At 50.9% G+C, this 13923-nt stretch carries 13 protein-coding genes and 1 pseudogene; 10 read left to right on the forward strand and 4 right to left on the reverse strand.

The features are described from left to right. Positions 1-15: 15 nt before the first annotated feature. Positions 16-2649 (reverse strand): PqiB family protein, encoded by a 2634-nt coding sequence (locus tag GA0061070_RS18165; protein ID WP_090137420.1) that lies wholly within the window; start codon positions 2647-2649, stop codon positions 16-18. Then, positions 2618-3901 (reverse strand): membrane integrity lipid transport subunit YebS, encoded by a 1284-nt coding sequence (yebS, locus tag GA0061070_RS18170; protein WP_090137421.1) that lies wholly within the window; start codon positions 3899-3901, stop codon positions 2618-2620. Before yebS ends, GA0061070_RS18165 begins: the two co-directional genes overlap by 32 nt. Before the next feature lie 132 nt (positions 3902-4033). Between yebS and GA0061070_RS18175 the strand changes: the two genes are divergently transcribed. The 4 genes from GA0061070_RS18175 to htpX all read left to right on the forward strand — a co-directional run bounded on the left by GA0061070_RS18175 (position 4034) and on the right by htpX (position 8457). Continuing rightward, a complete protein-coding gene (locus tag GA0061070_RS18175) occupies positions 4034-4531 on the forward strand; it encodes a GAF domain-containing protein (RefSeq protein WP_090137422.1) in 498 nt (165 codons plus the stop codon). A 96-nt stretch (positions 4532-4627) separates the two neighbouring features. Next, entirely contained in the window at positions 4628-5314 is a 687-nt protein-coding gene (gene proQ / locus GA0061070_RS18180; protein WP_090137423.1) for an RNA chaperone ProQ, read from the forward strand. Between the two features lie 19 nt (positions 5315-5333). After that, entirely contained in the window at positions 5334-7382 is a 2049-nt protein-coding gene (prc, locus tag GA0061070_RS18185; RefSeq protein WP_090137424.1) for a carboxy terminal-processing peptidase, read from the forward strand. A 193-nt stretch (positions 7383-7575) separates the two neighbouring features. Next, the gene (htpX, locus tag GA0061070_RS18190; RefSeq protein WP_090137425.1) at positions 7576-8457 is read left to right on the forward strand and encodes a protease HtpX; all 882 of its coding nucleotides are present in this window, start codon (positions 7576-7578) and stop codon (positions 8455-8457) included. A gap of 84 nt (positions 8458-8541) precedes the next feature. On the opposite strand, the gene GA0061070_RS18195 is transcribed toward htpX, so the two are convergent. After that, positions 8542-9912 (reverse strand): MFS transporter, encoded by a 1371-nt coding sequence (locus tag GA0061070_RS18195; RefSeq protein ID WP_090137426.1) that lies wholly within the window; start codon positions 9910-9912, stop codon positions 8542-8544. 202 nt (positions 9913-10114) lie between these two features. Between GA0061070_RS18195 and kdgR the strand changes: the two genes are divergently transcribed. Further along, entirely contained in the window at positions 10115-10906 is a 792-nt protein-coding gene (gene kdgR / locus GA0061070_RS18200) for a DNA-binding transcriptional regulator KdgR (RefSeq protein ID WP_090137427.1), read from the forward strand. 42 nt (positions 10907-10948) lie between these two features. Here the strand turns inward: kdgR and GA0061070_RS18205 are convergent, their stop codons facing one another. Further along, on the reverse strand, positions 10949-11188 hold the full coding sequence (locus GA0061070_RS18205) for a YobH family protein (RefSeq protein ID WP_090137428.1): 240 nt from the start codon (positions 11186-11188) through the stop codon (positions 10949-10951). Positions 11189-11348: 160 nt separating this feature from the next. Between GA0061070_RS18205 and mgrB the strand changes: the two genes are divergently transcribed. From mgrB to cspE, 5 genes and pseudogenes are all read left to right on the forward strand, one after another. Then, the gene (mgrB, locus tag GA0061070_RS18210) at positions 11349-11492 is read left to right on the forward strand and encodes a PhoP/PhoQ regulatory lipoprotein MgrB (protein ID WP_090137429.1); all 144 of its coding nucleotides are present in this window, start codon (positions 11349-11351) and stop codon (positions 11490-11492) included. A gap of 74 nt (positions 11493-11566) precedes the next feature. After that, positions 11567-11857, forward strand: coding sequence for a YebO family protein (locus tag GA0061070_RS18215; RefSeq protein ID WP_090137430.1), 291 nt, complete (start codon positions 11567-11569; stop codon positions 11855-11857). A 17-nt stretch (positions 11858-11874) separates the two neighbouring features. Further along, the gene (locus tag GA0061070_RS18220; RefSeq protein ID WP_090137431.1) at positions 11875-12864 is read left to right on the forward strand and encodes an MBL fold metallo-hydrolase; all 990 of its coding nucleotides are present in this window, start codon (positions 11875-11877) and stop codon (positions 12862-12864) included. A 535-nt stretch (positions 12865-13399) separates the two neighbouring features. Further along, positions 13400-13541, forward strand: a pseudogene (locus tag GA0061070_RS24875) (DUF2627 domain-containing protein). Between the two features lie 12 nt (positions 13542-13553). Then, positions 13554-13763 (forward strand): transcription antiterminator/RNA stability regulator CspE, encoded by a 210-nt coding sequence (cspE, locus tag GA0061070_RS18230; RefSeq protein ID WP_001062678.1) that lies wholly within the window; start codon positions 13554-13556, stop codon positions 13761-13763. Positions 13764-13923 lie beyond the last annotated feature (160 nt).

Raw genomic sequence — 13923 nt, forward strand, 5'->3', positions numbered from 1 at the left:
CCGGAGCTGGGAGAGTTAGCGGGGAAGGGCTGTACCCCATGTACGCCACTCTTTCGGCTCGCTTTCCAGCAGCAGGAAGTGTTTATCCGGCTGCGCTTTCGGCGCCAGCGGCGTTGCCGGCGGCGTGGCGAAAGCAATACCGCCGCGAATGAACTGATTGAATGTGCCGGTTTTGACGACACCACCGACCAGACCGAAGTCCAGCGTATAGCCGGAAGCCAACCAGAATACCGTGTTATTACGCACCAGATGCTGATAGTTTTTGCTGATGCGCATAGCCACCATCACCCGATCCGATAAGGTGCCCAGTGTTGTCCCGGTCACCGTACCTACCTCGATTCCGCGGAACAACACCGGCGTACCGATATTTATTGAGCCCACTTCCGGCGCTTCAACGATAATGTTTAATCCATCGAGATAGCGGGAATCAGCGATCGTCGCTTCTGAAATTTCAAAGTCGCGGCGCATATCGCCCCGGCCCGGTTCGACATTGATATAAGGCTGTAACAACGTATCCAGATGTTCGACACCCGCCGCCGATATCTGTGGGGTGATCACCGAGAAACGTGAGCCGTTGCGCGCAAAGTTCCGTACATATTCCGGATAGAGTACCGCGCTGGCCTGTACTTCATTTTTATCGGTGATCAGGTGCAGCTCCTGGACCTGGCCGATATCGATACCCAGATAACGGATAGGCATGCCCGCTGCGAGTTTCCCGGCATCATACGCATGCAGCGTGATTTGCCCGCCGACTGCGCGAGCAGCGGTTTCCGAGGCGTAAAGCTGACGCTTCTCTCCCTTTTTCAGCTCCCGGTTCGCACTGTTCAGGTTGTCAAAACTAATGGCGCCTTTGATGGCTCGTGAAAGTGGCGAAGCCTGAACCGTCAGCCCGCTGCCATTAAGCTGCACCTTCGCGCCACCCTCTGCCCAGAAGACGCTGTTGCTGGTCAGCAAATCGCGGTATTCCGGTTTGATATGCAGATCGATATCAAAGGCATTGGCGCGCGGGTGCACGGTGATCACTTCACCCACTTCAAACTTGCGGTAGAGAACGACCGAACCGGCCTGTACGTCCGGCAGGGTATCTGCCGTCAGCGTCAACGTCGTGGTGGGCAGATCGCTGATGCTGTTTTCCAGCGCTTTATCGAGGTTAGCAAACAGCGGATAGCTCTTTTTCATTTCGCCTTTCGCACCGGGCAGAATGCGGATCCCACCGTTAACCCATTCGTTGGCGCTGGCAGCGAGAAACTCGACGCCATCCAGCCCGACTTTGATATCGATGCGGCTGTTCACCACAAATTTACTGTCGCCGTGGACCAAATCGCCATATTGTGGATCGATAGCGATGGCAAAGGTGACGCCCTGATTCGTCAGTTTACGCTCCAGCACCTGGCCCACTTTGACACCATGCAGCACCAGCGGTTGTCCGGCATCGATGCCATAGCTTTCCGGCGCGGTAAGCGTCAGGGTAATCACTCCCGGCTCCTGCAACAGGTTTTTATCCGCTGGCAGCACGACAAATTGATTGCGCGGCTGGCCTTCGCCTGGTATCAATTCCAGCGTACTGCCGGTCAGCAGCGAGCTGAGATTGGTATCGCTGAGCGATATTTTTGGGTTACGCATTTCGATACGGGTATTGTCGCGCAACAAATTAACAACGCTCGGATCGACGGTCATTTCACCGCTGACTGTCCCTCCCGGATTGAGGTCTATTTTGGTCAACTGACCCACTTCCAGCCCCTGATACATCAATGGCGTCGATCCGGCTTTCAGCCCTTGCCCGCCGGGCAGGTCAAGCTTCACCAGCACGCCGCGCTGGCTGTGCGCTAAATCTTCGTATAAGCCGTACTCATCATCCTGAACCGCGGGCTGTGATTCATCCGGAGAGTCAAAAGCAATCGCGCCATTGACCAGCGCCGCCAGGCTTTCAAGCTGTACTTTCGCACCGCTCAGGCTGACATCGGCTTTCACGCCGGAGACATTCCAGAAGCGGCTGCCTTTTTTCACCAGATTGGTGAAGCGGCGCTCGATCAGTACGTCAATAGTGACACCCTGTTTATTCGAGTTGATCGAATAGTCGTACACGCGACCGACCGGGATTTTGCGGAAATAGACCAGCGAACCGCTGTTTAGCGCCCCGAGATCCGGCGCGTGCAGATGGATCATCAACTCGCCGTGGTTCAGCCTGTATTTTGGCTGCGTATCCAGGGCGGTGAAGTGATCCTGTGGGTCACCTTTACCTGGCATCATGCCTATATAGTTGCCGCCGACCAGCGCATCGAGGCCAGAAATTCCCGCCAGCGAGGCTTTGGGCGTGACCAGCCAGAACTGCGTTTCGTTGCGCAGCGCATCCTCCATATTCGATTTTATACTGGCGCGAACTTCGATTTTTTTCAGATCGTCGCTGAGCCGAATGTCCTGGACAGTCCCGACCTCAACGCCCTGATAGCGCACTGGGGTACGCCCGGCGACGATTCCGTCAGCCGACATAAAATCGATGGTAATGGTATTACCGCGATCTTCGTAGCTGCTCCAGATAAGCCAGCCTGCGATCAACAGAGCGATTACCGGCAACAGCCAGAACGGCGAAATGCGCCTTTTCGTTTTAATTCGCGCTTCAGTCGTCGAAGCGGGGGTTTCCTGACTCATGTGCATCCCAAAGTAAGCGGCTGTCCAGCCATTCCACAGCAAGAATAGTCAAAATTACCGCCGCGCCGAAATAAACAGCGGCTGGTCCCATGGTAAAAGCGAGTAGCTGGTCGCGATTAATCAGTGACATCATCAATGAAATGACAAACAGATCGAGCATCGACCAGCGCCCAATCCACGTCACGAAGCGCAGTAACAGAATGCGAGTGCGTAACCCCTGTTGAAATTTAAAATGGATGCTAACAAGCAGCGTAAACAGCACAATCACCTTGGTAAATGGCACCAGGATACTGGCGATAAATACCACGCCAGCCACCGCGACATTGCTGTGAGCGAGCGAAATAATGCCGGAGAGGATAGTATCCTCCTGACGAGAACCATTCACGTAAATTATTGAAATCGGCAGCAGGTTCGCCGGAAACAGCAAAATAAAAGAGGCAATCAGTGACGCCCAGCACTTTTGCAGGCTCTGTTTGCGCCGATGGGTGAGTGGAAAGTGGCAGCGCAGGCAGCGTCCCCGAATATCAGGAAAACCAGTGAAATGACAGCCCAGACACACTTCCAGCTTCTGATCCGGCCGTCTTGCGGGCCGTTGAGGATAGAAGCGATCCCAGAGTTGCTCCACATTGAGATGGATTAACGTCATGATGCTGAGAATGACCAGAGAACCGAAGGCAAACAGCCCAATGCCTGGTTGCAGGAAAGCGTAATCCTGCACTTTTATGGAGGCGACGCCGACGCCGACCAGATAGATATCCAGCATGACCCACTCTTTGAGCTTCTCCAGCATTAATAGCACCGGCCGCAGGTTCATTCCCAGAATATTGCCAAGCCACAGATAGGCGATGGCCGTCACCAGCACCAGCGGCGCGCCCACGGTGCAAAAAAGCACCATGGCAGCGGCGAGTGGCGAGCCCTGCATGGTCATTTGCCAGATCCCCTGTAGCAGGTTGGCATCGATACGCACACCGAGTAAGTAGAGATGCAGCAGCGGTTCGCCCCAGGCGAAGGGCATCAGTAAGATCATGGTAATGGCCATTGCCCCGAGGCGGGTTAATGACCAGTCGCGGCCGTCACGGACTTTCGCATCGCAGCAAGGGCAAAATGCGCTTTGGTGCGATTTTATAACCGGTAACGCAAAAAGCGTATCGCATTGCGGGCAGCGCTGATAATGTGCGCGGGGCAGTGCTTCACCAACCTGATGAACAGCTATTTTTTTTGCTGGTTTGATGGGTTCTATCTTGAGAGCCATTGCATGCTTCAGAAAAGGTTTGAATAAAACTATCTTAACTCATGAATGGAACATCTTGAGCATCAACGCATTTAATGCTTATTTTAATAGGCTAAGCAGTTTCTCAAAGTTAGAAAGTAAAATGGTCAGGTAATGAACAAAACAGAATTTTACGCAGATCTTAACCGCGATTTTCAGGCGTTAATGGCAGGTGAGACCAGTTTTTTAGCCACTCTGGCGAATACCAGTGCGCTGTTATTTGAACGTCTTGATGGCGTAAACTGGGCGGGGTTTTACCTACTGGAAGGCGACACGCTGGTGTTAGGGCCGTTCCAGGGCAAAATTGCCTGCGTTCGTATCCCGGTTGGTCGTGGCGTCTGCGGAACGGCAGTGGCGCAAGCGCGTGTGCAGCGCGTGGAAGATGTTCATCAATTTGACGGACATATCGCTTGTGATGCCGCCAGTAACGCCGAAATCGTACTACCTGTTACGGTGAATAATCAGATTATTGGCGTACTGGATATCGATAGCGTGGTCTTCTCTCGCTTCACGGCTGAGGATGAACAAGGGCTGAGCGAGCTGGTTTCACATCTGGAAAATGTTCTCGCGGCGACCGATTATCAAAAAATCTTCGCCACCGCCGCAGGATAATCAGCGGATAACGTAGCATTTACTGAATGCGTCATTATAATGACGCCTGTTCATGCCTGCGCTTGTTGGCAACGTCCGTTGTAATCAGGAAATTTCATGGAAAATCAACCTAAGTTGAATAGCAGTAAAGAAGTTATCGCTTTTTTGGCCGAACGCTTTCCTCACTGTTTCAGTGCTGAAGGTGAAGCACGTCCCCTGAAAATCGGTATTTTTCAGGATCTGGTTGAGCGTGTTGAGGGTGAGATGAATCTCAGCAAAACCCAACTTCGTTCCGCTTTACGTCTTTATACTTCAAGCTGGCGTTACCTGTACGGTATCAAAGCTGGCGCGGCTCGTGTCGATCTCGACGGCAACGCCTGCGGCGTGCTGGATGAGCAACACGTAGAGCACGCTCGCAAGCAGCTTGAAGAAGCCAAAGCGCGTGTTCAGGCGCAACGCGCTGAACAGCAAGCTAAAAAACGAGAAGCTGCCGCTGCTGCGGGTCAGGAAGACGCACCGCGTCGCGAACGTAAAGCCCGTCCGGCTCCGCGTCGTAAAGAGGGCGCCGAGCGCAAACCTCGCGCAGACAAACCTGTCGCGAAAACGCCACGAGTGACGCAGCAGGAGGAGCGCCATACTCCTGTTTCAGATTTATCTGTACTGAGCGTGGGCCAGAACCTGAAAGTGAAAGCGGGGAACAATGCGATGGATGCTACGGTGCTGGAAATCACTAAAGATGGCGTTCGCGTACAGCTTAGTTCGGGTATGTCGATGATCGTACGCGCAGAACATTTATTGTTCTGAAACGGAGGCTTGGCCTGGCATGAACACTTTGTTTAAGCGCACGGCGTTAGCGGGTCTGTTATTCGTAACAGGCCATGTGCTGGCTGTGGAAGATATCACCCGTGCCGATCAAATTCCGGTTTTGAAGGAAGAGGCTCAGCACGCGACGGTGAGTGAACGGGTTACCTCACGTTTCACCCGTTCTCACTACCGTCAGTTCGATTTGGATCCAGCTTTCTCCGCGAAGATCTTTACTCGCTACCTCAACTTGCTCGACTACAGCCACAATGTGCTGCTGGCCAGCGATGTTGAGCAGTTTTCGCAAAAGAAAAGTGTGCTCGGCGATGAGCTGCGCAGCGGAAAACTGGACGTCTTCTACGATCTGTACAATCTGGCGCAAAAGCGTCGATTTGAACGTTATCAGTACGCGCTGAAAGTACTGGAACGTCCGATGGATTTTAGTGGCAACGACACTTTCAATTTAGACCGCAGCAAAGCGCCGTGGCCTAAAGATGAGGCGGAGCTGAACTCGCTGTGGGACAGCAAAGTCAAGTATGATGAGCTGAGCCTGAAACTCACCGGGAAAGATGATAAAGAGATCCGTGAGACATTGGCTCGCCGCTATAAATTTGCGATTCGCCGCCTGGCGCAGACCAATAGTGAAGATGTGTTCTCGCTGGCAATGACCTCATTCGCCCGTGAAATTGATCCGCATACCAGTTACCTCTCACCGCGTAATACTGAGCAATTCAATACTCAAATGAGCCTCTCGCTTGAAGGTATTGGCGCAGGGTTGCAGGGAGACGATGATTACACCGTGATCAACTCGATGGTCGCTGGTGGCCCGGCGGCGAAAAGCAAAGCGATTACCGTTGGCGATCGTATTGTTGGTGTCGGCCAGACCGGGCAGAACATGGTTGATGTCATTGGCTGGCGCCTTGATGATGTGGTTGCGTTGATCAAAGGGCCGAAAGGCAGCAAAGTGCGCCTTGAAATCTTGCCGGCAGGTAAGGGAACAAAGACGCGCATTGTGACGCTGACACGTGAACGTATTCGTCTGGAAGACCGTGCGGTGAAAATGTCTGTGAAGACGGTCGGTAAAGAGAAAGTGGGCGTACTGGATATTCCGGGCTTCTACGTTGGGCTGACTGATGACGTTAAAGCGCAACTGCAAAAGCTGGAAAAACAGAACGTTAGCAGCGTGGTTATCGATTTGCGCAGCAATGGCGGCGGCGCGCTGACGGAAGCGGTGTCGCTTTCCGGTCTGTTTATTCCGTCCGGCCCGGTCGTGCAGGTGCGCGATAATAACGGCAAAGTGCGCGAAGACAGTGATACGGACGGCGTGGTTTACTATAAAGGCCCATTGGTGGTGCTGGTTGACCGCTTTAGCGCCTCGGCATCGGAAATCTTTGCGGCGGCGATGCAGGATTATGGTCGCGCGTTGATTGTTGGCGAACCGACTTTCGGTAAAGGCACCGTTCAGCAATATCGTTCGCTTAATCGTATTTACGATCAGATGTTGCGTCCCGAGTGGCCAGCGCTGGGCTCGGTACAATACACTATCCAGAAATTTTACCGTGTTAACGGTGGCAGTACGCAGCGTAAAGGCGTGACGCCGGATATTATTATGCCGACCGGTACGCAGGTGACGGAGACCGGGGAAAAATTCGAAGACAATGCGCTGCCATGGGACAGCATAAAGGCTGCCACTTTTGTGAAGTCCGGTGATTTGAAACCGTTCGGGCCGACGCTGCTGAAGGAACATGAAGAGCGAATTGCGAAAGATCCTGAATTCCAGTACATCATGAAGGACATTGCACGTTTCAATACTCTGAAAGATAAACGCAATATCGTATCGCTCAATCTGGTGCAGCGTGAGAAAGAGAACGCCGAAGATGATGCAATTCGTCTTTCGCGCCTCAACGATCGCTTCAAGCGTGAAGGTAAGCCGTTGCTGAAAAAACTGGATGATCTGCCGAAAGATTATCATGAGCCGGATCCGTATCTAGACGAGACGGTTCACATCGCGCTTGACCTGGCTCATCAGGAAAAAGATCGACCAGCGGAAGACCCCGCCCCAGCGAAGTAATCCCCACACAGGCACAAGAAATTGTGCCTGTTTTTTTAACACATATTTACTGGCGTAAGCATTATGCTACAAAATGTAAAGTTGTGTCTTTCTGGTGACTTACGACACCCTGATGCTTGAAAATGGCGCGTATGCCCATACGATGTGGGTAACCGCATTGTGCGTTTTGTTAAGTTGAGGTTAAAAGAAAATTATGATGCGAATCGCGCTCTTCCTGTTGACTAACCTGGCTGTGATGTTGGTGTTCGGCCTGGTGCTTAGCCTGACGGGCATTCAGTCGAGCAGCGTTCAGGGCTTGATGATTATGGCGCTGCTGTTTGGTTTTGGTGGCTCGTTCATTTCATTGTTGATGTCGAAATGGATGGCGCTGAAATCGGTGGGTGGTGAAGTGATCGAACAGCCACGTAACGATATGGAACGCTGGTTGGTGGATACCGTGGCGCAACAGTCTCGCCAGGCGGGTATCGCCATGCCTCAGGTTGCCATTTACCATGCACCGGATATTAACGCCTTTGCGACCGGCGCGCGCCGTGATGCTTCACTGGTGGCAGTCAGCACCGGGTTGCTGCAGAACATGAGCCGCGACGAAGCCGAAGCGGTGATTGCCCACGAAATTAGCCATGTCGCCAACGGTGATATGGTCACGATGACGCTGATTCAGGGGATCGTGAACACATTCGTGATCTTCATTTCGCGAATTATCGCTCAGGTTGCAGCCGGGTTCCTCAGCGGCAATCGCGATGATGGCGAAGAGAGCAACGGTAACCCGATGATCTACTTCGCGGTTGCAACCGTACTGGAGCTGGTATTTGGTATTCTGGCCAGCATTATTACTATGTGGTTCTCCCGCCATCGCGAGTTCCACGCTGATGCCGGCTCTGCAAAACTGGTTGGTCGTGAGAAAATGATTGCTGCGTTGCAGCGTCTGAAAACCAGTTATGAGCCACAGGAAGCAAGCAGCATGATGGCATTTTGCATCAACGGTAAATCTAAATCGCTGAGTGAGCTGTTCATGACGCACCCGCCGCTGGATAAACGTATTGAAGCGCTGCGTTCAGGGGAGTATCTAAAATAACACAGCAGCAGGAAATGCAAAGCGCGCCCCCTGGCGCGCTTTTTTTTTTTACTATCCTAAGCCTCCAGAGGCGAGGGTGATTAATTACTCCGCTTTCGGCTGTGAGATCCGCAGTCCACTGATGATGGCCGCTACGGTAGCCAGCGTCCCTGCCAGCAACAATGAAATATGCGTGCCGTGGGTGTTAAACATATTGAACATTAATGCCACTAGTGCAGCGCCGGAGCTTTGCCCCAGCAATCGTGCTGTACCGAGCATTCCGCTGGCGCCGCCGCTGCGCTGATGCGGTGCCGCGGTGATAATGGTGTGATTGTTTGGTGACTGGAACAGACCAAAACCGGCACCGCACAGCGCCATACGCCAGATGATATCAATATCTGACGGTGAGCCAGGGAGAAGCGCAAGTGCAAACAGACCGACTGCCATCATCACCATCCCTATTGCACCCAGTAACCCGGCATGAGTGCGCTCAATCAGATAACCGGCCAGTGGCGCAATCACCATAGTTGCCAACGGCCATGGCGTCAGCAAAAGGCCTGTTTCTACTTCACTACGCCCAAGCACGGTTTGCAGAAAGAAGGGCAGGGAAACCAGTGCCAACATCTGTGCGCAGAACGAGCAGACCGACGTGCCGATAGAGAGCGAAAAAAGTGGAATACGCAGTAAGTCGACTGGCAGAAGTGGCACTGGCAGTTGCAATTGTCGGCGTACAAAGAACCCTCCGATGATTAGCAAAGCGATAATTTCGGCCACCACGAGTGTGGTTGATTGACCTTGGGCAAAACTGCTCAGTGCGGTAATCAGCAAGCCAAATGTTAGTGCATTCATTACAGCGCTTAGCAGATCAAATTTGGGTTTTGACGTGCGTGCTGCATTTGGCGGTAAAAATTTAATTGCCAGCAATAAAGCAATAATGCCGAGCGGTACGTTAATCAGGAATAACCACTGCCAGGAAGCCACAGAGAGAATAGCGGCGGCGATTGTTGGCCCGGTCGCAGCCGAAACCGCCACCACAAAAGAGTTAATGCCCATACCGCGACCGAGGCTACGATGCGGGTAGATAAGGCGAATGAGCGCGGTATTCACACTCATCAGTGCCGCGCCGCCAAACCCTTGCGCCACGCGTGCCAGCGTCAATGTCAACAAGGAGTCAGAGAGTGCGCAGAGCAGGGAGGTGAGAGTAAACAGTGCCAGACCATACTGATAAACCCGACGGTAACCAAACATGTCGCCGAGAAAAGAGAGCGTGAGCAGGGAGATAACAATCGCAATCTGGTAAGCGTTAACAATCCAGATAGAACTCGCGGGTGAAGCGTTGAGACTGCGTGCAATGGTTGGTAACGCGATGTTGGCAATAGTCCCATCAAGCACGGCCATTGCGATACCAAGAATAATGGTTAGCACTGCGCCATAACGCAGTGGGACGGGGAGTCCGTCCGGAGAAGATTTATCCATATTAATTTAATGGTTAATATCACACAGTTATTTGTATAATGATTCTATCATCTGTATTCCGGCTTTATGTCGCAGATTTGTAACGGGCTTTATGTCGCAGAAATGTAAGGAAGTTGATAAACGTGCATTGCGGCGACTGAGCGACGAATTTATAATAAAAACCAATTCTGAATTTTATAAAACACACGCGGTGAGGTGATTAATGGCTATCGCAGATTTGGACAAGCAGCCAGATTCTGTCTCTTCAGTATTGAAGGTTTTTGGCATTCTGCAGGCGCTTGGCGAAGAGCGTGAAATCGGCATCACCGAGCTGTCACAGCGTGTCATGATGTCGAAAAGCACCGTCTATCGCTTTTTACAAACAATGAAATCATTGGGTTATGTCGCGCAGGAAGGGGAGTCTGAAAAATATTCCCTGACGCTTAAGCTGTTCGAGCTTGGCGCACGTGCGTTGCAAAACGTTGATCTTATCCGCAGTGCGGATATCCAGATGCGTGAACTCTCTCGTCTGACAAAAGAGACCATCCACTTGGGTGCGCTCGATGAAGACAGCATTGTTTACATTCATAAAATTGATTCGATGTATAACTTGCGTATGTATTCTCGCATTGGTCGCCGTAACCCGCTGTACAGTACTGCTATCGGTAAAGTGCTGCTGGCCTGGCGCGATCGTGAAGAGGTTAAGCAGATCCTTGAAGGGGTTGAATATAAGCGCAGCACCGATCGTACGATTACCAGCACTGACGATCTTCTACCGATGCTGGATGTTGTGCGTGAACAAGGCTACGGCGAAGATAATGAGGAACAGGAAGAAGGCCTGCGCTGCATTGGCGTACCCGTTTTTGATCGTTTTGGCGTGGTCATCGCTGGGCTGAGTATCTCTTTCCCGACGCTGCGTTTCTCTGAAGAGCGTCTACATGAATACGTGGCCATGCTTCATCAGGCCGCTCGCAAGATTTCTGAACAGATGGGTTATAACCAGTATCCGTTCTGACAGACGAAAAAACCGCCATGATGGCGGTTTTTTGTTTTGATGCTAGCCGTTGTCGATAACAGTGTCGCTTTTACGTATCAGAGGGCAATTTGCCAGCCCGAAAAAACCATTGACCGAATGTACATATTGTGCGGTGTAGGTACCACGCGCTGTTACATATTTACATTGTAATCCCAACCCACCGGCATTTTCATTACTGCCTATCAGCACACCATAACCGCTTAGCAGAAGCCCAATCCACAGCAGCGCAACAACGATAACGGCGCGAATAAATGTTCGCATATCAGCTCCTTGCTTCGTTCTAAATTGTATCTTCAAGCTACCTGATTCATAGACTGAAACAAGTCATATATTCCGAAAAATCATGAATAGAGATACGGTTAGTCGCGGTTTAACGTTGTCATGCTAACCTGGTTATACCTGACATGTACTGGAGAGTGGAGTGAGAAAATATAAGTGGCTGATCCTGATTGTTACGCTGGTAGGCTGCCTGCTGCTCTGGACTCAAATGCTTAACGTGATGTGCGATCAGGATGTACAATTTTTCAGCGGCATCTGCATCGTCAACAAATTCATCCCCTGGTAATGGCAATTTCTCAGTGAATGGTTTCCTTCCTTGACGCCAGTGGTAAAATGTCGCGTCAACATTGAGGTGGTGAAATGAACGAAGTCATAAATTCGGGCGCGCTTAATATTGCGTCTATTGTTGTTTCTTTGGTGGTTCTGCTGGTTGGGCTGGTTCTGTGGTTCTTTATCAATCGCGCCAGCTCGCGTACAAATGAGCAGATTGAGTTGCTTGAAGCGCTGTTGGATCAGCAAAAACGGCAAAATGTATTGTTGCGCCGCCTGTGTGAATCCAATGAGCCTGAAAAAGAACCGCAAACTGCGCCTGTTAAAGTGCAGGAAAAAGAAGAGGATGATGATTTGATCCGTCTGGTGGCCGAACGCTAAAAGCGCAGGAGAATGAGATGGTCTGGAAAAACCCCTGGTATAATCCTGCACTTTCTCATCACTCCCCTGATGGGTTCATCAATACGACGCCTGTCGCACATCAACCAGGTGACGTTAAGCGCTGGCGCAATGAGCGTAAGACAGCCGGGCTTCCCCGTCCTCCCGCGGATGGTTATGATCGCTTTATCGAGCAGTGGTGGCAGAAAGTGGAAATCACTGGCGATAACGACGGTTTATGGTGGCTGGGCCATGCCAGCATTTTGTTACGCCTTCAGGAGCAATTCCTGCTGACCGATCCTGTTTTCTTCCACCGTGCTTCACCTGTTCGTTTTGCCGGCCCGCAGCGGCGTACACCGTCTGCGCTTGGCATTGCAGATATTCCACAACTGGATGTGATCCTGATTTCCCACAATCATTATGATCATCTGGATACGTGGACGCTGCGCGCGTTATTGCGGCGTTTCCCTGACGTGCAGTTCTTCGTCCCGCTTGGGTTGGGCGCGCTGATCCGCCGCCTGGGCGCACGACACATAGCGGAACTGGATTGGTGGCAAAGCATGATATTTCAGGGAATGGTTTACACTGCGGTGCCTGCACAACATTGGAGCATGCGCACATTATGGGACCGCAACCGTTCATTATGGTGCGGTTGGGTGGTTGAATCAGCAAAAGGGCGGTTCTGGTTTGCTGGCGATACGGGGTACACTCCGGAGCTGCTTACTATTCCGCAGCGTTTAGGTGCGCTGGATGTTGTTGCATTACCGGTAGGTGCTTATGCGCCGCGCTGGTTTATGTCGATCAACCATATGGATCCGCAAAGCGCTGTTGCGCTATGGCAACAACTGGGCAGTCCGCTGGCGTTTCCAGTCCATTGGGGCGTGTTTGAGCTGGCTGATGAATCCCTGGATCAACCGGTAAAGGAATTACAACTGTCATTAAACGAAGCGGCAGCGGATAATGATAACTTTAGGATCCTGAAAATCGGTCAGTATTTATCCCTCGTTTAATACTCCCGCCTCGTTCCAAAAGTATTGTGTTTTTTAAATGACATTGTTTTATTTTTATCGAAACGTTTTTATTGCCTTTTTATGAGGCAGTGTCATCATAAATTCATTATTTTGGTGCAAGGCAAAGCTTATTTGCACAACAATTATCCACAGTAAACCGAGGAACAATTATCCACAGTAAACCAGGGAAATAGTTTCCCTGATGTCTTAATAGTTTGAGAATCTTCCTGGTCGATAAAAAAGCATAACTATGCGCAAAAAGTTCTTATGATATACGCTATATGCATAGACACATTGTGGCGTGTTTAAGCACATGGAACCTATTGAGCAATGGTGAAAAATCAGCTATTGTCGATGCATGAGGATAGGGGCTGGACGACTGTTATAGCGTTCATCGGAATGCATAAAAGCGCAGAAGAAGCTTTGATAACATTAGAATTTGTGCGGCGGATCCAGACATGTTTAAAAATGGCTTGCCATAATTTACATATTGTGTGATAACACGTTTTGGGTCAATCGAGGTACAGTTCTGTTTATGTGTGGCATTTTCAGTAAAGAAGTCCTGAGTAAACACGTTTCGTTGAATACAGCTTCTCTGCCGAACCTTATATTAGTGCCTCAAGCAGTAATGTCTCAGTTTTCTCAGTCAATGCCTGCGGGCGAAGTATATACATTAAGGAATTTTTCAAATGGCAAAGATTAAAGGTCAAGTTAAGTGGTTCAACGAGTCTAAAGGTTTTGGTTTCATTACTCCGGCAGACGGTAGCAAAGATGTATTCGTACACTTTTCTGCAATCCAGGGTAACGGCTTCAAAACTCTGGCTGAAGGCCAGAACGTTGAGTTTGAAATTCAGGACGGTCAGAAAGGCCCGGCTGCAGTTAACGTAACTGCTATCTGATTTCGACACCTCTGAGCTTGTACGCGCATTGCGCGTTAAAGTCAGCCATAAAGCCTCGCACTTGTGCGTAATGCCGATCAGTTAAGGATCGGTTGACCGATCCAGTGGCTGTGTAAGAATCCGTAATCTCACAGGGATTACGGATTTTTTTATGTTACTT

It is taken from the genome of Kosakonia oryziphila (genome assembly GCF_900094795.1).
Taxonomy (GTDB): Bacteria; Pseudomonadota; Gammaproteobacteria; order Enterobacterales; family Enterobacteriaceae; genus Kosakonia; species Kosakonia oryziphila.

Excerpts from the sequence above, each read along its gene's own strand:
- GA0061070_RS18165 (WP_090137420.1), bottom strand. The coding sequence starts at position 2,649 with ATGAGTCAGGAAACCCCCGCTTCGACGACTGAAGCGCGAATTAAAACG.
- yebS (WP_090137421.1), bottom strand. The coding sequence starts at position 3,901 with ATGGCTCTCAAGATAGAACCCATCAAACCAGCAAAAAAAATAGCTGTT.
- GA0061070_RS18175 (WP_090137422.1), top strand. The coding sequence starts at position 4,034 with ATGAACAAAACAGAATTTTACGCAGATCTTAACCGCGATTTTCAGGCG.
- proQ (WP_090137423.1), top strand. The coding sequence starts at position 4,628 with ATGGAAAATCAACCTAAGTTGAATAGCAGTAAAGAAGTTATCGCTTTT.
- prc (WP_090137424.1), top strand. The coding sequence starts at position 5,334 with ATGAACACTTTGTTTAAGCGCACGGCGTTAGCGGGTCTGTTATTCGTA.
- htpX (WP_090137425.1), top strand. The coding sequence starts at position 7,576 with ATGATGCGAATCGCGCTCTTCCTGTTGACTAACCTGGCTGTGATGTTG.
- GA0061070_RS18195 (WP_090137426.1), bottom strand. The coding sequence starts at position 9,912 with ATGGATAAATCTTCTCCGGACGGACTCCCCGTCCCACTGCGTTATGGC.
- kdgR (WP_090137427.1), top strand. The coding sequence starts at position 10,115 with ATGGCTATCGCAGATTTGGACAAGCAGCCAGATTCTGTCTCTTCAGTA.
- GA0061070_RS18205 (WP_090137428.1), bottom strand. The coding sequence starts at position 11,188 with ATGCGAACATTTATTCGCGCCGTTATCGTTGTTGCGCTGCTGTGGATT.
- GA0061070_RS18215 (WP_090137430.1), top strand. The coding sequence starts at position 11,567 with ATGAACGAAGTCATAAATTCGGGCGCGCTTAATATTGCGTCTATTGTT.
- GA0061070_RS18220 (WP_090137431.1), top strand. The coding sequence starts at position 11,875 with ATGGTCTGGAAAAACCCCTGGTATAATCCTGCACTTTCTCATCACTCC.
- cspE (WP_001062678.1), top strand. The coding sequence starts at position 13,554 with ATGGCAAAGATTAAAGGTCAAGTTAAGTGGTTCAACGAGTCTAAAGGT.